Origin of the sequence: Citrobacter sp. U14242, assembly GCF_046555775.1 — a bacterium.
Lineage (GTDB): Bacteria > Pseudomonadota > Gammaproteobacteria > Enterobacterales > Enterobacteriaceae > Citrobacter.
The window spans coordinates 361239-380149 of the sequence record NZ_JBKGLW010000003.1 but is presented as its reverse complement, the minus strand read 5'-3'; the positions used below and the strand labels follow the sequence as shown (position 1 = coordinate 380149).

Below are 18911 nucleotides of genomic sequence, written 5' to 3'. Positions count from 1 at the left end.
ATCACGCGCTAATGTATTAGTCTGGTTTAAGCGTGTCAGGATTGATAGCTTTATTTATGATAAGCAGTGTTTATTATAGCTATCGTAGGATAATGTTTTGTAAATTATTTCTGTTTAAGAATTTTCTCTATGCTGAAAAAATGTGTATACTTGTTTCTGCAAAAGGCTCTTCTGTTATCATTAAATATTATAAATCTGTCCTTAACACCCGTATTTCCTCTGCTCTGTATCTCTTCTCAGGGTAGAGGATTTTTTTACCTGTAATTCATCGGGTAGCACCTGTTAATAATAATTTAACACTGTGCCAGGTGCTATTGTGGCGACTATAATTAATGATGCCGGATGTCATGATTTTATAATAGTACCGCAGTGTTTCTATTCCGCAGTGAATTGTTCAACTATCCCTCTATTTACCAGGGTACAGTATAGTGGAGCTTATAATTGTCTGTTTTTCAGCGTGATATGTTTTTCTGGTCGTTGGGATAAATGTGACCTGGCTCATGGATTTTAATGCACTAAATGGCTATTTCTAGAGAAGTGCAAACGGTTGCACGTAGCTGTAATGGTATTCGTTCATTAAAAAAATATAGTGATGGTTTTCCTTGTGCCTTTATAGGATATGGTGATTTAAATGATTTCCATTATCTCTTGGGTAGACGAAAACCGTTATGACTTCTATTAGCTTAACACCATGGAAAATAGTCGTAGAAACAAGCATGGAATAGGATGTGGTCATCAAGAAGGCGGTTTTTTATCACAAACATAACGATCGGTTTTGTATCTTTCTTAATATAAATCGTTGTCAGAACACCCATAAGATCAGTGGTCTGGGATGAGCGCTGATTTTATTTGACACTTCAGATGTATCCCACTCGCGCTGCATGCAGGTATCTCCTCGCAGTACCCCATAAATGAAACATTAAAGGATGTCCCACAATGGATATTGTTGAACGCTTTATTAACTACACCAAAATCAATACCACAACCTCACGGGAAAATGGCGCAAATGGCATCATGCCGTCTTCCCCTGGCCAGATGGTGCTGGCAAAACTGCTCGCAGCAGAGCTTGAAGCATTAGGAATGCAAAACATTGAAGTCAGGGATACGGCGATTGTAACGGCAACATTACCTGGAAATACTGACGATAATATTCCTGTCGTTTCCTTTTTTGGACATCTGGATACCAGCGCAGAACAGACTGCAGACACGCACGCGCAACGCCTTCACTATCGCGGTGGAGATTTATGCCTGAACAAAGAACAAAATATCTATCTGCGCGAAAGTGAATTTCCGGAACTGAAAAATTATATCGGTGATGACCTGCTCGTGACGGATGGAACCAGCCTGTTAGGTGCTGATGATAAAGCTGCCATCGCTGCCATCATGAATGCCATACAGTATCTGGTTGCACACCCGGAGATTAAACATGGACCGGTGAAGGTCGGTTTTGTTCCTGATGAAGAGCAGGGGCTACGTGGCGCCAAAGCCTTTGATGTTGCCGCGTTTGGCGCTGATTTTGGCTATACCCTGGATTGCTGCGGCATAGGGGAGTTTGTCTATGAAAACTGGAATGCAGGCGATGCGGAAATTATCTTCACCGGTCAATCTGCGCACCCAATGTCAGCTAAAGGTAAGCTGAAGAATTCTCTGCTGATGGCGCATAAGTTTATTGCGATGCTGCCGGGCGGAGAAGCACCTGAATATACGGAAGGTCGTGAAGGATATTACTGGGTAAAACAGCTGCAGGGTAACAGTGCCCGTACCGTACTGAAACTGGATATTCGCGACTTTAGTGAAGAAGGTTATAAGTCCCGTATGGCATTTATTCGCCAGCTTGCAGTGAGTGCCTGTGCACTATGGGGCGAAAATAGCGTGGTCTGCCATTTAACCGACCGTTATGCGAATGTGTTTAATAGCCTGCAGGGCGATGCGCATTATCCTATCGATATTGCTATGCGTGCTTATCAGAAATGCGGAATCACTCCGCAACCTGTCGCCATGCGTGGGGGGTATGATGGCGCGGTTTTGTCGCAGAAAGGGTTACCGTGCCCGAATATTTTTACCGGTGCGCATAATTTCCATTCAATTTATGAATACTTGCCGGTGCGATCGCTACGGGCAGCCAGTGATGTTGTGGTCGCAGTAATTGAAGAAACCTACGCTGAGTTCGCTGAGGGGAGAACTCAGTCATGATTCAGGTTTTAATTGCCCTTCTGGTTATCGTTGTGGTCGCTCGTCTGATCCTGAAGGGGTACCGGGCCGAGCCTGTGTTATTTATCGCGGGTCTGGTGCTGATGATTTGTACCGGATTAACCGGATGGGGCTCCGTATTGCCGAAGGGGGTTGCCAGTACCGGGATTGCTTTTCTCGATCCATTTGAAGTTATGCGCGATCTGTTCAGCACACGTGCAGCCGATCTCGGTCTGATGATCATGGCGTTGATGGGATTTGCTCATTACATGGATCATATCGGGGCAAATGAAGCTGTGGTGCGCGTGGTGACGAAACCGTTACGGGCACTACGATCTCCTTATATTCTGCTGTTTTTTTCCTATCTGCTTGCCAGTCTCCTGCAACTGGCCATCCCTTCAGCGACCGGGCTTGCCGTGTTACTGATGGGAACAATGTTCCCGATTATGCTGGGCCTGGGGCTCTCTGCGGCTTCGGCCGCCGGGGTCATCGCCACCTCGTTGGGGGTGGCATATACCCCAACAGCGATTGATGCCATCAGGGGAGCGAAAGCCGTCAATATGGATGTAGTGGAATACGTTGTTTACCACCAGGGGCCAGCAGCACTTGCAACCGTACTGGTTGTCGGCGTTTGCCACTTTTTCTGGCAACGTCATTGCGATCGCAAAGCGGGGACGTTACCTCGGGAAATCGGGAGCGCTGAGATTGTCGATTCAGGAAAGGCGCCGGCTTTTTATGCTGTGCTTCCCATGTTGCCAATACTGATGGCGGTAGGATCATCCGCGATGTTTGTCAGTGGAATTAATCTGAACATAATCACCATCGTGCTTATCGCGATGGCTATTTGTATGCTGATTGAATGGATACGAGCGCGTGATTTAAAGTCGGTGTGTGAAGGGTTCAGCCATTTTCTGAAAGGAATGGGCGCGGCGTTTACCGGTGTTGTGGGCCTGCTGGTCGCTGCCGGGGTTTTCGCGCATGGCATCAAAGTCATTGGTGCCATTGATCAGTTAATTTTGATGGCAGAACATGTCGGATTACCCCCCTTTGCGATGGCCGTCGTCTTTGCACTGGTGACGCTTGCGGCAGCAATTATTATGGGCTCGGGGAATGCGCCATTCCTGGCATTTGTTGAGTTAATCCCACAAATTGCCGCGAGCATGGGCGCTAACGCAGTAGCCATGATCCTACCTATGCAGCAGGCATCACATATGGGGCGGGCTATTTCGCCGGTATCCGGTGTTGTTATTGCGGTTTCAAGTGGGGCGAAAATTACACCTTTCGATGTGGTTAAACGTACTGCCGTGCCGCTTATTGTGGGCTTTGTCACCCATACTTTGATTATCGGTATTTTCTATTAGCCGTAACGGCTGCAAGCAAACCTCCGGGTCGCGGAGGTTTGCTTGATAATGTTTTTATAACCTCAAATAAAACTGGTTGTCATGAGTTATTATTTGTTTTCATCTTTATCGCATTATTCTTATTGTTCGGTCACGGTGTCTTATATAGATGAACGGTTAGGGAAGGTAATATGTTAATCTGGTGTTTTTCATACGTGTGAATTAATTAATCTGGATCATATGATGCTGGTTTTAATTGTAGTAGCTTTTTAAATGAAGTAATGCCAGGTCCAAATGTGATAACGATTTATCTGGGTGGGTTTTAAGTGGTCAGTGATTTAGGAAAGGTCAGCGCATCGAGGCACAATTATCAGGATGAACTTGAAACGTTTACCTGGAGTGCATTAGTTGCCGTGGGTATCGCAATACAGGACCAGAAGGTTTGCTCTAAAATATCAGAGCATCTGTTCATTATAAACTGGCTGGCGATTGCGAAAAAAAGGAAGATATTTTCAAAAACTATCGCCAACGAACTTCAGTGGTTAATTGAAGAGGGGAAAAGGAAAAGTATAAATGCTCAACTTAAATTTAAGATAGAGTATTTATATGCTACATCAAGTGGTGATGTCACAATGCAGAGCTACTATTTTAAATTTACTCATGTTATTGAAAGGCTGAGGAATAATGGCTGGGCGAGTTTTCTTCTTACACCAGGGAAATGGTGTGATTTGAGTGAAAATGTTAAGGTTCGCAAAGGCAATTTTATTTTTATGGATGACACCCGACTTCAGGAGTGCTTTGGTACTCAGGGCGAGATATTAAAGCCTTTCTGTCTTCGGGTTTATGGTGATGTTGAATTTGCAAAGTCGCTGTTCATCAAAAATAATCTTCCGGTTGAGATTGTGAAGCATACTTCAAATGAATTTTACTACTTTTATTTTAATTTGGATGAGCGATAAATACTGGCGATACCATCGGTAAAGTCATCATGACCTGATTACGTGGGCTACAACATCCGTATTGCATTGGTGTTATAGATTATGCCAAACACCGCTACCGCCAGCAGGAACAGGGATGAGATAAAAACGCTGTATCTGACAAACCGCGCGGGCATCCAGCGTTTGAAAATCACGATATAAAATGACAAAACGGCAACGTCAAAAATGACCCATACCAGCGTGAGTATCAGCATGCTGGCGGCGAAATTATGTGTAATGTTGATGAATTGTGGAAAGAATGAAACGAAAAACAGAATATCTTTCGGGTTTGACACGCCAATCAGAAAACCGTTGATAAATCCCCCATGAGACGGCTGGCGAGAGTCTTCGCTGGCGGCTTGATTTCGTGCCCACAGGCTACAAAACGCGCTATAGCCGATATACAGCGATCCGGCGAGACCCAGCACACACAGCAACAGAGGAGAGAGTGATACCACCCCCGCCAGCATCAGCGCAGCAAGCGTAAGCAGTAGCAATGAAGCACCGTTAGTTCCGCATAGGGTCATAAAGGCCTGGCGATAGCCGTATTGTGCCGCTGTCGCGGTAATTAGCGCCACAACAGGGCCAGGCGTTAGCAACAGTGTTAGCACCGAGAGGCTGTATACAGCCAGTAAAGCGAGATTCATATCTGATGATCCTGACGTTATTTTTCATCAGTATTCCGCTTGCGGGCCACATTGAAAAACGAATAAAACTGCGCTCTACTGTGAGTAAAACTCAACATAGAAACCGATGATGACGCTACCCCCGTTGTATGCCCTGAGAGCTTTTGAAGCTGCTGCCCGTCTGGGGTCCTTTAGTAAAGCGGCTATTCAACTGAACGTCACGCCAGGTGCGGTAAGCCGTCATATCCGCACACTGGAAGCCTGGTTTGGCTGCGAACTGTTTGTTCGTAGCGGCCCCCGTATTGAGATAACGCCTTCAGGACAAGGGTTAGCGCAACAGCTGACAGCCGGGTTTCAGAGTTTAGAACATGCCTGCCATGCTTTTCGTAGCAGCAGTCATGAGCTGCGGTTGAAAGCACCCTCAACGTTGACCATGCGCTGGCTACTGGATGTGCTGCGGCATTTCCGGGAAGCCCATCCAACGCCGGTGATTGAAATCTCCAGCGTGTGGATGGACACCGATTCCGTCGCATTCAGTCGCGAACCGTATGACTGTGCAATCCTGTTGGGGAATGGTTATTTTGGTGAGGATACGGACAGCCGTTTGCTGTTTCAGGAGTGGCTTATCCCGGTATGCGCGCCCGTGTTGCAGGCTCAGGCGCAAAGTGATATCGCCGTCTGTGAATTGATTCATCCTTCCGTCGATCGCCGCGACTGGCGTCGCTGGCTGCAGCGTACCGGGGCATTTCCTGCGTTGAACCTGGCTCGTGGCAAAGTGTTCGATACCCTGGAACAGGGAAGTCTTGCGGCAATGAGCGGGCATGGGATCGCGGTCGCCGATCTGTTATTAAGCCTGACAGCTATTCAGGGCGGGATGCTGGCGTTACCGTTTAAACAGGCAGTCGCGACAGGAGAGGGTTATTACCTCGTCTGGCCAAAAGCTTCAACCCGGCTACGAAATATTGAGTTGCTTTATCGCTGGTTAAAAGACGCTGCGCCTGAGGCTGACATGGCAGAACTGCTCTGGCTGGAATAACCCGCCGAACACCATATTGATAACAGTTCTCATTATTATTGTTGTGTTGTGCGGGTAATGGTAATGTTGCCACCCGTCGTACGTTGCAAATTCCATTTCCTGTGCAGAAGACAGCATGAACAACACCACCGCCCAGAATGCATCCGGACGTTTTACCCGCACCTTCACCGTCAGTGAGTTTAGGGACTTTGGTGAGCGTTACGGGATCGATTACCGTTTTCCGTTGCTGGCGCAAAAAGCGGGTCTTCCGTGTTCCAGTGCCGTGTTGCAAGGGGAAGTAGAGGAGATGATGCTCCCTTGCGGGATGTGCGTCACACACTCTGATGTACAGGTGCTGCAACCGTATGAAACCACCTCCCGGCACAGTAGCCCCTTGTATATGCTGGTGGTGCTGGAAGGTTGCGTGATACTGACGCTCAACGGGCAGGAACATGTGGTACGTTCCGGCATGGCGTTTAGTTCGCGTCTGAGTGAACACCAGGCGATGAGCGCCCGTCACCCTGCAGACTGCAAGCTACGGACGCTATCGCTTGGGTTATATCCTGACGGGACATGGCGTACAGGATTACTTGAATCCCTTATGCGTGAGTGGGAAAGTTGCCAGACGCCAACGCTTATTTGGCAGGTGCCGGGGTTTTTACTCAGTGGATTACAATATGCGCAGCAGGGCTCGCTGAGTCAGGTTTCCCGCCAGTTGATGCTGGAAGGACTGATTTTACAATTATTTGGTCACGGTCTCAGTGTTTGCCAGGTAGAGAGCGGTAAATGCCTCGCTGCCAGTGGCGAGCTGCAACGGCTGGAAAGTGTTCGTCGCCTGTTGGAGCAAACCCCTGAAAATGACTACACGCTTTACGAGTTGGCGCAGCGCGCAGCGATGAGCCCCAGCAGTTTGCGCAGTAAATTTCGCATGGCCTATGGCTGCTCGGTGTTTGACTACCTGCGCGACTGCCGCCTGGAACGTGCGCGTGGCTATTTGCTGGAAGGATATAGCGTACAGCAAGCGGCCTGGATGTCTGGCTACCAGCACGCCACCAACTTTTCTACAGCCTTTCGTCGTCGCTATGGCTTTCCGCCTGGTGATGTTCTCAAACTTTGCTAATCCATTTTCCCGTTTTATGCGCGAGGCAGATTAATTATTTGGCGCTGCGCATACGCAACCTGGCATTCGGCATAGCGACTCCTGATACAAAAAAGACAATAATTCTCATTTACAATTAGACATGCCTTGGGAGATGTTCATGTTCGCAAAGACTCGGTTGGCGCTGCTGGTAGGATGGGTGACCGGCAGCGTGGCTTTTCCTCTGCTGGCGCAGGAAACACCAAAAAACGATACGGTGGTTGTCACTTCGCAAATGCAGAGTGGGGCGACCAAGCTTGCCACACCGGATATAGAAACGCCGCAATCGGTCTCTATCGTTACCCGTGAACAATTTGAAGAGCAAGGTGCAACCAGCGTGCGGCAGGCTGTTAGCTACACGCCTGGGGTGTACAGTAACCAGATCGGTGCCTCCAGCCGCTTTGACTACATTGTGCTGCGCGGTTTTTCCGACGGTAGTCTGGACAACGTCTATCTCGACGGCCTGAAAATGATGGGCGACACTAACTCGCACAGTTCGCTGGTGGTCGATCCGTGGTTCCTCGATACGATTGAAGTGGTGCGCGGTCCGGCTTCCGTGTTGTACGGCCGATCTTCTCCGGGCGGGATCGTGGCGCTGACATCGCGTAAACCGTCGTTTGATGCGGGTGGAGAAGTGAAACTGTTTGCCGGAAACAACAATCAGCGCGGGGCCGCGTTTGATGTCACCGGGGCTCTGGACGATAACGATCGCGTGGCGGCGCGCCTGAGTGGCATGACGCGCTATGCGGATTCGCAGTTTGGCCCGTTGAAAGAAGAGCGCTACGCGTTGATGCCCAGCCTGACCTGGCGCATCACTGACCAGACGCGTCTTGACCTGATGGCCTATCTGCACCGTGATCCGGAAGGTGGCAGCCACTCTGGCCTGCCGTATGACGGCACCGTTGTGCCACACTATGGGCAGAAGATCGCCAACACCTTCTACGAAGGCGAGGACGAATACGACAAATACGATCGCCGTGAAAATATGGTCGGCTACAACATTGAGCACATGTTTGATAACGGCTGGTCGGTGCGGCAAAAGTTACGCTATTTGCATACCGACGTTGAGCTGAACCAGGTGTATGCGGCAGGCTGGTTGAATGAAACAGAGCTTAATCGCGGCTATTCCGGATCAGATGAAAAAATGTCGGCGATTGCTCTGGATAATCAACTGGATGGTAGCTTTGATACCTGGCTGGTCAATCACCGCTTGCTGGTGGGCATCGATTATCAGGATCGCAGCAACAATACTACCGGCTATTACGGGGCATTTCCGCCGATCGATGCGTTTAACCCGGTGTACGGGGCGAAGCCGGATTACATCAATATGTATGCGCGCGAGAAACACAAGTTGCGCCAGACGGGCTACTATTTGCAGGATCAGATGTCATGGGATCGCTGGCGTATAACGCTCGGTGGCCGCTACGATCAGGTGAGCCTATCTAATATTGATAAGCAAAACGGCACTCGCAGCGATCTGGACAAAAATAACTTCAGCAGTCGCGCTGCGCTGCTTTACTTGTTCGATAACGGTGTTGCGCCGTACATCAGCTATTCCACCGCCTTTACGCCAACCAGTTTTGCAGATGAGAACGGTAACCTGTTGGAACCGATGAAGGGCAAGCAGTGGGAAGCCGGACTGAAATATGAACCGGAAGGGTTGAATAGCCAGTTTAGCGCGTCGGTGTTCCGCATTAATCAGACCAATATTGCCACCAAAGAAGAGCCGACCGATCCGTACCGTTCGATTGGCGAAATTGAATCTGAAGGGGTGGAGCTGGAAGCTATTAGCCAACTGACAGACCGTTTCCGTTTGCAGGCGGCGTATACCTACACCGATATTCGCTATAAGAAAAGCAGCCCGGAGGAACAGGGTAAGCGTGCCGTTTATGCGCCGCGCAATCAGGCCAGTACATGGTTAAGCTACGATGTGAAAAGTGGCCCACTGGAGGGGCTGACGTTGGGCTCAGGCGTGCGCTACGTTAATGGTATTACCAGCGATCGCCAGAATACTCACACCTTGCCATCGTATACGCTGGTGGATCTGGCGGTGGGTTATGACTTAACGAACATCGGTATAAAAGGACTCAGTGCGCAGCTTAACGTTAACAACCTGACCGATAAACGCTATGTAGCGGCCTGTAACTCGCTTTCTTATTGTTACTTTGGCGCAGAACGCAGCATTGTGGGGAGCGTGTCGTGGAAATTCTGATGTTAACCCTCGTTTTTTAGCCGGATGATGGCGCTGGCGCCTTATCCGGCCTACGGGGGCACCCCGATGTCGGCCTGATAAGCGAAGCGCCATCAGGCATTTATTGCCCGTTGATGACCAGAACGGCTATTGTGTGAAACCGTTTTGCATACAAATCTGCGCGCTGGCTCTTAGGGTAAAGGCTAACTTGTCAGGATAGTGGCTGTAATAGTTATGTTCTTCTTCCAGCCCTTTTGCTTGCGCCAGACGTACCGTTTCCAACGAACAGGTTCGGTAGACCAAATCTTTATTCATATTGCTCTGCTTCTCGCGCTGTTTATCTGCAGACAGCGCCAGCCAGCGTTCTGACAGCGTATAATCGTAGACTACCCGATTATCTTTCGCCTGAACGTTCTCAATGGTAATGAACTCGTCAATTTTCAGTCTTGGCTGCCCGCGCATTTTTTTCTTATCTTCTGCGGCGGCATATTGCGCCAGCGCATTAATATCCATGCCAGCTATTTTTTGCTTATAGACTTCAACGTAAGCCGCAGGCTGCTGATAATGCTGAGCATAGGTATTTCTTAATTCCCCGTCACTCATTGAACAGCCAGCTAAAAATAAAGGTAATAGCAGCGTCAGTTTTGTTTTAGTCATGATATTATCCCATTCATTATTGTGGTCCCCAGTCGCCCATAACAAAATAAAAGAAAGCGTATTACAGGTGATCTTTAGAGTTGTATAAACGGGGCGACGACAGCACAAGTGCAATTATCTTAAAATGGTGGAATAAGCGGGAAACCCTGCCAGAATTGGCAGGGTTAATAGATAAAGAGGATCAGAATTCCATTTTCACCGTGAACTGCACTTCTCGTGGGTCGCCAATCTGATTACCCAGATTATTGGTGGCAATGGACGAGGTGTAATAGGTCTTATCAAACAGGTTTTTCACATTGAGCTGCAATGTGACTGGATACTGCAGCTTCATCTTATAAGCGGCAAAGGCATCGGCGACAAAATAGCCTGGCAGATAATAGTCTGCGCCATTGGTTGCGGAACGGCGACTCACCCCATGACCACCACCGCCAATTGTCAGGGTATTGCCCATAAAGGCATTCTGAATATCGTAGGTGAGGAATAATGAGCCGGTATGCTTTGGTACATTAGGCAGCGGCTTACCTTTGTAATCAGGATCTTCTGTCACTTTCGCGGCGGTATAACCATAGCTGGCGATGATATTGGTATTGGTGGTCAACGAACCGGCGACATCCACTTCCACGCCTTGTGAACGCACGCGACCCGCTGTTTTCGCCACGGTTTCGCCATTGATCATTTCGTTGTACAGCACATTGCGTTTATCAATATCAAACAGGGCAATATTGGCGGTGATACCGTCAAAGATATCGAATTTTGCCCCCACTTCATAAGCCGTTGAGGTTTCAGGTGGCAGTTCGCCAATATAACTGGCGATAGAATATTGCGGCATGAAGGAGCGTGACACGTTACCAAATAACGATATGGACGGCGTCAGTTTATAAACCATACCGAATTTGGGCACCCACTGTTGGTCGGTACTGTCAGTATTGACGTTGAACGGACGCCCTTTGCCAGCGTATTCGGTGTAGTACTGATAACGCATCCCGGCAACGGCGATCCATTTATCGGTCAGGTACAGCGCGTCCTGCACATACGCGGAATAGCTCTCTTGTTGAATGGTCTGATCGCTATCAGCGGCAGAAACGTTAGTACATTTACCCAACGTACCGTAGACAGGATTATAAATATTGAACCCTTTTACGTTCTTGCAGCGGATCATGTCGGTGCGTAGCAGATCGTAGTTCTCATAAGAGACACCGGTGAGGATCTCGTTATAAAAGCCAGCGATATCGACGTTGCCCTGCAAATCGGCACGCGTGGCGTGCATGCGCTGGGTGGAGCCTTGAGTGGCATCAACACGGCGGGTCAGATTTCCGGTTGCAGAATCATAAGCCATCACGCGAGCCTGATTATCGCTGTATTTATCCTGGCTAAAGCTGTAGTTGAATTTTGCTGTCCATTCGCTGTTGAAGCGGTATTCAGCATTCAGTTGCGCCAGATCCGATTCGCCATCGGTGATATTAAACGGCTCATCAAAACGGGTTTTGCTATCCACATTCACCGCGTGTTTGGTGTTGAGATCGAAAATGGTGCCGCGATCGAACGGGGCTTTATAGTCACGATGTGAATAGAGCACATTGACGGTGGCGTTGTCGCCAAACCAGGTCAGGGACGGGGAGATGAAGCTGCTTTTATTCGTGCCGAAGTTACGCCAGTAATCCTCATGCTGATATTCGCCAATCAGGCGATAGGCCAACTGCGTGCCTTCAATCGGCCCGGTCACGTCAAATTGTCCTGTGCCGCCGCCGAAGCTGCTGGAGGTGGCTGAAATCGACCCGCCAAACTGCGTTTCTGGACGCTTGGTGACGACATTAATCAGGCCGCCGGGATCGAGAATCCCGTACAGGGTTGAGGCCGGGCCTTTCAGCACTTCCACGCGTGAGGTGGCGGCGTTAAAGCTGCGCGGCAATACGGTTTTCAGACCGTTGGTCATCACCGAGCCGTCACGGTTTGCGCCGAAGCCACGGCGGACAAACGCATCCTGTGTGCCACCTAATGTGTTGGTTTGCACGACGTTACTGACGTTATACAAAGCTTCGTCCAGCGTCGTGACATGCTGATCTTCCAGAACGTGATCGCTGACAGTGTTCACCACTTGTGGGATATCCAACAATGGCATGGATGTCAGCGTCGCGGTGGACGAGCTCAGCGGTTGGTAACCCGATGTTACGGCCTGATCGGCAGAAGACGCATCAGCCCGAACGGTGATGGTATCTTCCCCTTTAGGCGGAGTCGTCTCTTTCTCCGCTGCGAATACCGTCGGTGTTGTTGTTATGCCCAGAAAGAGAGCAGAGCACAATGCCCGCCCTTTCATCCCCGAAAAGTAAGTCGTTAACTCAGCCATTATTTTATTTATTCCGCAAAAGACCCTGCCAAAAATGGGCAGGGAAACAGGTTGATTCAATTCATTGCCCGGCTTACCAGCCCTGCATTTATCCATCTGTAAGCCGCCGTTACTGGCGTCAGATGTGTAATTGAGAATCATTCAACCATGGGCGTTTGTAGTAGTAAACGTAAAAATGAAAAAGAAACTACAGGTGATTTGACGCAATTTAACCGTCGTTTTTTTAAGAGTGCTTGATTTTTAATCTATTGAAAAAGAATGATTTTTATTGATTTTTCAGCGTTTTTTATTTGTGCTTTAGTTGTTGGCTACAGGTGATGTAACTACAGGGTGTAATTGCTTGACTACTACAATGCAAGCCAGCAAGATCACAAGGAGAATGAGTTTTATTTTTATTTAGAGAGTTACGCATGCAAGCTTTGCCATGCGGCGGCGCAGGAGTGAACATGCCACAGCATGTGGAAAATACCGCCCACAGAACGGGCATTGAACTACAACAGCTTTCTGCGGGTTATCGCCATAACACCATTGTCCACGATATCTGTCTCACTATCCCGCAAGGCAAAATGACGGTGCTGGTGGGGGCGAATGGCTCGGGTAAATCAACGTTGTTAAGCACGATCGCCCGTATGTTGAAACCGCACGGTGGCAGCGTATTACTGGATGGCAAAGCCATTCATCAGCAGCCCACCAAAGCGGTTTCACGCCAGCTCGGCATCCTGCCGCAATCCCCACTGGTGCCCGAAGGACTCACTGTTTTTGAACTGGTATCGCGCGGGCGTTTTCCCTGGCAGAACATGCTTTCGCAATGGACGGACGATGACGAACGCGCCGTGGAGCAGGCACTCCAGTTAACCGGAACGGCTGATTTTGCGCATTTACCGGTAGAGAGCCTTTCCGGTGGGCAACGTCAGCGCTGCTGGATTGCCATGGCGCTGGCACAACAAACGCCGGTCATCTTGTTGGATGAGCCGACTACGTTTCTCGATCTGCGCTATCAGGTAGAGATCCTCGAACTGCTGCATTCACTGACTCGCCATCATGGCCGTACTGTGGTTGTGGTCCTGCACGACCTGAATTTTGCCGTGAATTATGGGGACATGCTGGTGTTCCTCAAACAGGGGAGGTTGCAGGGCGTCGTGCATGATGGTGAAAACTGCACGCCCGAGTTGATTAAGCACGTATTTGACGTCGACGTGCAGATGTCAGTGAATCCTCTCACCGGCAAACCGTTCTTTATGCCGTTTCGCGCGCCGGGCGGGCAAGAGCAATGACGGTCATGGCAAGCACACTGGCTCGTCGCCGTGGCCGGTTTATGCTGGCGCTCCCCGTGTTAATGCTGCTGTTGTGTGTTCTGGCGGTGGTGCACCTGGGTGTTGGCGCACGTACTATCAGCCCGCAGACCGTCGTGCAGGCGCTGTTCCACTTTGACGCGAAAAATTTCGACCACCGGATTATTGTCTCCTTACGTCTGCTGCGCATGGCGGCGGCGATGCTGGTCGGCGCGGCGTTAGGTGTTGCGGGTGTGCTGTTGCAGGCGTTGATTCGTAATCCGCTGGGAGAGCCGCATATTCTGGGGCTGAATGCCGGTGCGGCGTTTGTCGTTGTGTTGTGCGCCGCGCTTGGCGTGACGGGGGCAAGCCAGCCATTGCTGGCGGCAGGCGGAGCTGCGGCACTCTTTTCGTTGGTGATGGCGCTTTCATCTGCCGGGCACGGTGGCATAACGCCACTGAAGGTCACGTTGTGCGGCGTGGCGCTGTCGGCCATGGTGTCATCGCTTACTGCGGCCATCCTGATTCTGGATGAACAAACCCTGTTGGCAATGCGCACCTGGCTGGTGGGTGATCTCGCGGGTTTGAGTTGGGAAAGTGTCAAAAGTGCCGTTCCCCCATCGCTTGCCGGTATGGTGCTGGCGCTTGTTATCGCGCCGGGCCTGAATATTCTGGCCCTCGGAGACCGTATGGCCTGTGGATTAGGGGTGAACATTCTGCGCATACGCTTGCTGGCGATGATCGCCATTGCGTTGTTGTGCGGTGCGGCAGTCTCTGTCGTGGGGCCGCTGGGGTTTATCGGCCTGTTAGTGCCTAACGTTACCCGCCGTCTGGTAACAGAAGATATTCGTCAGATGCTACCGACTTCGGCATTGCTGGGGGCGGCGCTGCTGCTGCTGGCGGATATTGCCGCCCGCACGGTGCTGGCTCCGCAGGAGCTGGCTACAGGGATCATGACCGCCCTGGTGGGCGCACCGGCATTTATCTTCATTGCGTCGAGGTTTTTGAAATGAACGATATGCTGCAGCGTGCAGGGCTTCGTGCATGGCGGGTGGGGGGATTTTCTCGTGTCATTCGCCCCAAAACCGTGCTGTACAGCCTCGGCCTGACGGTGCTGGCAATCGCATTACTGCTGTTCGGCGTGATGCAGGGTTCACTCCCGGTTCCGGCTTCCGCTATCGGACGGGCATTGTTTGACCCTCAGGCGTTGACGGCTCAGCAACAGTATGTCGTCTGGGATGTACGACTGCCGCGACTGCTGATGGCGCTTCTGTGCGGTGCAATGCTCGGATTGGCCGGGGCGGCGATGCAATCTATCACCCGCAACGGGTTGGCCGATCCCGGGCTTATCGGTGTCAAAGAAGGGAGTTGCGTGGTGGTGCTGGCCCTGGTGCTGTTTTTCCCGTCCGCAAGTCTGGTTTGGCGGCCCCTGGCGGGAATGGCCGGTGGCGCACTGGTCGCCACACTGGTGATGCTGCTGGCCCGTGATTTCTCCCGGCCTCGCTTCGTGTTGATAGGCATTGGTGTGTCATGGTTCTTTGCGGCGGGAATGGGCGTATTTATGACCACCGCCGATGTCCGTGACGTACAGACTGCACTGGTCTGGCTGGCGGGCAGCCTTCATGCCGCCACCTGGCCACTGCTGCTGGTTGCGCTGGTCTGGACGTTGCCTGCAGCCATCATCTTATTTGCCACGGCGCGAGCTTCGGATGTGGCGCTGCTAGGCAATGCGACGGCAACGGGGCTGGGTGTACGTTTACCCCGACTGGCGTTGTTGCGTTTTCTCGCGCCGGTTGTACTCACTGCCGCCAGTGTTGCCTGCGTGGGCAGCCTCGGTTTTGTCGGGTTGATGGCGCCACACATGGCTCGATTCTGGCTGCGTGGCGGACAAACAGCGCTGCTGTGGGGAAGTGCGTTGATCGGTGCGTTGCTGGTGCTGCTCACCGATACCGTGGGTCGTCTGGCGTTTGCACCATTGCAAATCCCTGCCGGGATTGTCATTGCCCTGGTCGGTGGACCGTTCTTTTTACTGTTGCTCTGGCGTCGCCGGGATCGTTTGTAATTGTTAAGAGGGTATATGCATTTAATCTTTTCATTGCTGCTGCTGGTCGGCGGCACCGTCCAGGCGGCGGTGCCGGTTCAGTCATTTACTGACGATCTCGGGCGGGTAGTGAACGTGCCGCTGCATCCGCAGCGCATTGTGTCATTGCACGATCTCGACATCACTATTCCGCTGATCGAACTGGGCGTGCCTCCGGTGGCCAGCCACGGTCGAACGCGCCCGGATGGCAGCCATTTTTTACGCTCCGGCGTGCTGCTGACCGGCGTGGATTTTGATAATTCGAACATGACGTATATCGGTACGGCAGACATTGATATTGAAGCCATTGTTGCCGCGAAGCCGGATTTAATTATCACCGAACCCAGCCGTAACACGCCGATTGAGCAACTGGAAAAAATAGCGCCGACGGTCAGTATCGACCATCTCGATGGCGGTGCGCCGGAGATCTACCGCAAGCTGGCGCAGCTTACAGGTACGCAGAACCGGCTGGCATTGCTGGAACGGCGCTACCGTGAAGAAATTGCCCAACTCAAGCGGACGGTAGATACGCAGCACATCTCTGTGGCGGTAATACAGGCTAATCAGGGTAAAATCAATGCGTTGCACACCTATCATTCTCTGGGGCGAGTTTTACGTGATGCAGGCTTCACCTTTCCGACGCTTATCGATAGCATTCCGCCGGGTGGGCGCATTGATGTCAGCGCGGAACGTCTGCCTGAACTGGATGCCGATTTTGTCTTCGCGACCTGGCGTGGGGATACCGGCGGTAAACCGCAGGATGAAATCGCGGCGATGGACGCGGTGATGCCCGGCTGGTGTGAGTTCCTGACCGCCTGCCAACGCGGGCATTACATTTTACTCTCTCGTGAAGAGGCGATATCTAATTCCTATGCCTCGCTGAGCCTGATGGTGGCGCAGGTGCAAACGCACATCGCCGGACGATGGCTACCGGAGGCTAAATAACCATGCTGACGGCGAAAAAAGCCAAAAATCGTATTGATGTCTACGGTGACCGTTTTCGCGCCAGGGCGCATTTACTCTCGCCACGTATGCAGGCTGTGGCGCGTTATATCAACGAGAACCGCGAAGTGGTGCTGGAGTTTACGGCGATAGAAATCGCGGCCGCCACTCAAACCTCTGACGCGACGGTGGTCAGGGCAATTCAGGCGCTGGGGTTTGCCGGGTTGCGCGATTTAAAGCAGACCATTGAACACTGGTTCGGCCCGGGCGTGACCTCAGAAGAGAAGATGACCACTACGGTGAATACGCTCTCTTGCGATGTGAACTCCAGTATTGATTTTGTATTGCAGGGGCATCAGCGTACTTGTGACGCTCTTTCTACACCGCAAAACCGCTATGCAATTGCGCAGGCGGTAGCATTATTGGTAGAAGCCCGTCAGGTGGGGATTTTTGGTATTGGCGCATCCGGCGTATTGGCGGATTATACTGCTCGTCTGCTCAGCCGCATTGGCCTGCCTGCGGTAGCGTTCAATCGCACCGGGATTAACCTCGCGGAGCAACTGATCGCATTGCAGCGTGGAGATGTGCTGATCATGATGGCGCAGAAATCACCGCACCGGGAAGGGCTGACGACCATTCGCGAGGCCAGGCGGTTGGGGGTCCCGGTTATTTTACTGACGAACGCGCTGGATTCCCGTTTTAGCAAAGAAGCGGATGTGGTGATTAACGTGCCACGCGGCGGCGAGAATGGGAAAATGCCGCTCCACGGTACGGTGCTGGTGTGTCTGGAAATGATTGTGCTGTCTGTCGCTTCTACCGCACCGCAGCGATCAATTAAATCCGTGAAGCGGATTAACGAACTGTACCGGGGTATTGGTAAATCCGGGGCGAAGAAATAAACCGATGATACTCGATGTGCAGGCCGGGTAGGGGGCCGTCGCCACCCGGCATAAATGCAGACAGATCAAACCATTAATGGCCGATCATGCCGGCCTTCGGGATCAACTGGAAATACATATGATCCGGCACCGGCGTCTGCCAGACGTTGGCGTACACCGCATAGCCTACGGTGGCAAACAGAATACCGAGCAGCAGTAGCGTCATTGTCCACCCTGATAACCTACCTTGTCGCCACCCTTGTTTCGGTGCTGCGCAGTGCCCTGATTGCGCGCCAGGCGGTGTTTTCAGTGACATGGTCAGCGTCGAGGCTACCGGACAGGATTCCACACAGGTCATACACCCCGTGCACTCAACGGTGCGTACCTGAATTAAACGATCGACCGGAATATTCGACGGGCAGTTCTTTGCGCATTTGCCGCAATCAATGCAACTGTCGGCATTACGGCGGATCTTAAACGGCGAAAGCAAAGAGAACAGTCCAAGCAATGCGCCATAGGGGCACAGATAACGGCACCACGCATTGCGAATAAACAGGCTCATGATGCTGATAACCGCTACCACGATGAGCGTCGTCGTGCCGACATGACGAAAGAAATCGAGCATCTTAACGTCGATAATCATGCCGTAGGCTGACATCAGAAAATACTGAATCCCCTGTGCTGGCATCGACAGGGCGATATACAGAAAGAAGCTCAGCAGCAGATATTTCAGGCTCAGTAAGGGGAGATCCAGCCAACGCGGCAGGGTGAAATTGCGACCCGCTATTTTTTTGCCCAGATTACCAATCAGCTCAGACAGCGTACCCACCGGGCACAACCACGAGCAGAACGCTTTTTTTAACAGCAAACTCATCAGGATAAAGGCAACAAGCAGCAGCATGGACGCGGCGTGAATGGGGGGAAGAAAACCAGTTTCCAGTGTGTATCTGATATTCATCAGACCGGCAATGGGAAGCCATCCCTCAATACCGCCGGGTCTTGGGATATAAACGCTGGTACCGGCTGTTTCGAAATAGCGAACCCAATACCAGAACGTCACGCCAATATAGATATTGATGGCCAACAGGAGAAACTGGGTGGCTTTTCTCCAGCTACTGGCATTGCGCCAGTCATTCCAGGGCAGTTTCCCTCCGGCTGTGCCAGGGCGGCGCTGCCAGCGCGTTTTCTTCTTCCCGTTCATGATCTTTTATTATCCCTCATATTTCCCCCTGCATTCAGGAAGACTCATCACCGGGATATGC

The 18911-nt window shown here is 51.3% G+C and carries 15 protein-coding genes; 11 read left to right on the top strand and 4 right to left on the bottom strand.

The window, feature by feature from the left end:
• Positions 1-936 precede the first annotated feature (936 nt).
• From pepT to ACLJXE_RS06735, 3 genes are all read left to right on the top strand, one after another.
• Positions 937-2193, top strand: a complete 1257-nt coding sequence (gene pepT / locus ACLJXE_RS06745) for a peptidase T (protein WP_410750434.1) — start codon at positions 937-939, stop codon at positions 2191-2193.
• The gene (gene dcuC, locus ACLJXE_RS06740; protein ID WP_410750433.1) at positions 2190-3551 is read left to right on the top strand and encodes a C4-dicarboxylate transporter DcuC; all 1362 of its coding nucleotides are present in this window, start codon (positions 2190-2192) and stop codon (positions 3549-3551) included. The genes pepT and dcuC overlap by 4 nt, the downstream gene beginning before the upstream one ends.
• 305 nt (positions 3552-3856) lie before the next feature.
• Complete coding sequence (locus ACLJXE_RS06735; protein WP_410750432.1) at positions 3857-4489, top strand: DUF2913 family protein; 633 nt, start codon at positions 3857-3859, stop codon at positions 4487-4489.
• Between the two features lie 47 nt (positions 4490-4536).
• On the opposite strand, the gene ACLJXE_RS06730 is transcribed toward ACLJXE_RS06735, so the two are convergent.
• A complete protein-coding gene (locus ACLJXE_RS06730) occupies positions 4537-5154 on the bottom strand; it encodes a LysE family translocator (protein ID WP_410750431.1) in 618 nt (205 codons plus the stop codon).
• Positions 5155-5263: 109 nt separating this feature from the next.
• Between ACLJXE_RS06730 and ACLJXE_RS06725 the strand changes: the two genes are divergently transcribed.
• The 3 genes from ACLJXE_RS06725 (at position 5264) to foxA (ending at position 9498) form a co-directional block, all read left to right on the top strand.
• Positions 5264-6169, top strand: a complete 906-nt coding sequence (locus ACLJXE_RS06725; protein ID WP_286628704.1) for a LysR substrate-binding domain-containing protein — start codon at positions 5264-5266, stop codon at positions 6167-6169.
• Positions 6170-6284: 115 nt separating this feature from the next.
• Positions 6285-7268, top strand: a complete 984-nt coding sequence (locus tag ACLJXE_RS06720; protein ID WP_410750430.1) for a helix-turn-helix transcriptional regulator — start codon at positions 6285-6287, stop codon at positions 7266-7268.
• A 121-nt stretch (positions 7269-7389) separates the two neighbouring features.
• Positions 7390-9498, top strand: a complete 2109-nt coding sequence (gene foxA / locus ACLJXE_RS06715; RefSeq protein ID WP_410750429.1) for a ferrioxamine B receptor FoxA — start codon at positions 7390-7392, stop codon at positions 9496-9498.
• Between the two features lie 126 nt (positions 9499-9624).
• Here the strand turns inward: foxA and ACLJXE_RS06710 are convergent, their stop codons facing one another.
• Positions 9625-10134, bottom strand: coding sequence for a hypothetical protein (locus tag ACLJXE_RS06710; RefSeq protein WP_410750428.1), 510 nt, complete (start codon positions 10132-10134; stop codon positions 9625-9627).
• Positions 10135-10315: 181 nt separating this feature from the next.
• Positions 10316-12478: a TonB-dependent siderophore receptor gene (locus ACLJXE_RS06705; protein ID WP_410750427.1), complete on the bottom strand. Its 2163-nt coding sequence runs from the start codon at positions 12476-12478 to the stop codon at positions 10316-10318.
• 446 nt (positions 12479-12924) lie between these two features.
• Between ACLJXE_RS06705 and ACLJXE_RS06700 the strand changes: the two genes are divergently transcribed.
• The 5 genes from ACLJXE_RS06700 to ACLJXE_RS06680 are packed head-to-tail and all read left to right on the top strand — an operon-like array spanning position 12925 to position 17670.
• Positions 12925-13752: an ABC transporter ATP-binding protein gene (locus ACLJXE_RS06700; RefSeq protein WP_410750426.1), complete on the top strand. Its 828-nt coding sequence runs from the start codon at positions 12925-12927 to the stop codon at positions 13750-13752.
• On the top strand, positions 13749-14762 hold the full coding sequence (locus ACLJXE_RS06695) for a FecCD family ABC transporter permease (RefSeq protein WP_410750425.1): 1014 nt from the start codon (positions 13749-13751) through the stop codon (positions 14760-14762). Before ACLJXE_RS06700 ends, ACLJXE_RS06695 begins: the two co-directional genes overlap by 4 nt.
• Complete coding sequence (locus tag ACLJXE_RS06690; RefSeq protein ID WP_410750424.1) at positions 14759-15811, top strand: FecCD family ABC transporter permease; 1053 nt, start codon at positions 14759-14761, stop codon at positions 15809-15811. The genes ACLJXE_RS06695 and ACLJXE_RS06690 overlap by 4 nt, the downstream gene beginning before the upstream one ends.
• 15 nt (positions 15812-15826) lie before the next feature.
• Positions 15827-16774, top strand: a complete 948-nt coding sequence (locus ACLJXE_RS06685; RefSeq protein WP_410750423.1) for an ABC transporter substrate-binding protein — start codon at positions 15827-15829, stop codon at positions 16772-16774.
• Positions 16775-16776: 2 nt separating this feature from the next.
• The gene (locus ACLJXE_RS06680; RefSeq protein WP_286628589.1) at positions 16777-17670 is read left to right on the top strand and encodes a MurR/RpiR family transcriptional regulator; all 894 of its coding nucleotides are present in this window, start codon (positions 16777-16779) and stop codon (positions 17668-17670) included.
• A gap of 73 nt (positions 17671-17743) precedes the next feature.
• Here the strand turns inward: ACLJXE_RS06680 and ACLJXE_RS06675 are convergent, their stop codons facing one another.
• Positions 17744-18850, bottom strand: a complete 1107-nt coding sequence (locus ACLJXE_RS06675) for a 4Fe-4S binding protein (RefSeq protein ID WP_410750422.1) — start codon at positions 18848-18850, stop codon at positions 17744-17746.
• Between the last annotated feature and the right edge of the window lie 61 nt (positions 18851-18911).

Excerpts from the sequence above, each read along its gene's own strand:
- ACLJXE_RS06675 (WP_410750422.1), bottom strand. The coding sequence starts at position 18,850 with ATGAACGGGAAGAAGAAAACGCGCTGGCAGCGCCGCCCTGGCACAGCC.
- ACLJXE_RS06710 (WP_410750428.1), bottom strand. The coding sequence starts at position 10,134 with ATGACTAAAACAAAACTGACGCTGCTATTACCTTTATTTTTAGCTGGC.
- ACLJXE_RS06695 (WP_410750425.1), top strand. The coding sequence starts at position 13,749 with ATGACGGTCATGGCAAGCACACTGGCTCGTCGCCGTGGCCGGTTTATG.
- ACLJXE_RS06730 (WP_410750431.1), bottom strand. The coding sequence starts at position 5,154 with ATGAATCTCGCTTTACTGGCTGTATACAGCCTCTCGGTGCTAACACTG.
- ACLJXE_RS06725 (WP_286628704.1), top strand. The coding sequence starts at position 5,264 with ATGACGCTACCCCCGTTGTATGCCCTGAGAGCTTTTGAAGCTGCTGCC.
- pepT (WP_410750434.1), top strand. The coding sequence starts at position 937 with ATGGATATTGTTGAACGCTTTATTAACTACACCAAAATCAATACCACA.
- ACLJXE_RS06700 (WP_410750426.1), top strand. The coding sequence starts at position 12,925 with ATGCCACAGCATGTGGAAAATACCGCCCACAGAACGGGCATTGAACTA.
- dcuC (WP_410750433.1), top strand. The coding sequence starts at position 2,190 with ATGATTCAGGTTTTAATTGCCCTTCTGGTTATCGTTGTGGTCGCTCGT.
- foxA (WP_410750429.1), top strand. The coding sequence starts at position 7,390 with ATGCCTTGGGAGATGTTCATGTTCGCAAAGACTCGGTTGGCGCTGCTG.
- ACLJXE_RS06720 (WP_410750430.1), top strand. The coding sequence starts at position 6,285 with ATGAACAACACCACCGCCCAGAATGCATCCGGACGTTTTACCCGCACC.
- ACLJXE_RS06680 (WP_286628589.1), top strand. The coding sequence starts at position 16,777 with ATGCTGACGGCGAAAAAAGCCAAAAATCGTATTGATGTCTACGGTGAC.
- ACLJXE_RS06690 (WP_410750424.1), top strand. The coding sequence starts at position 14,759 with ATGAACGATATGCTGCAGCGTGCAGGGCTTCGTGCATGGCGGGTGGGG.
- ACLJXE_RS06705 (WP_410750427.1), bottom strand. The coding sequence starts at position 12,478 with ATGGCTGAGTTAACGACTTACTTTTCGGGGATGAAAGGGCGGGCATTG.
- ACLJXE_RS06685 (WP_410750423.1), top strand. The coding sequence starts at position 15,827 with ATGCATTTAATCTTTTCATTGCTGCTGCTGGTCGGCGGCACCGTCCAG.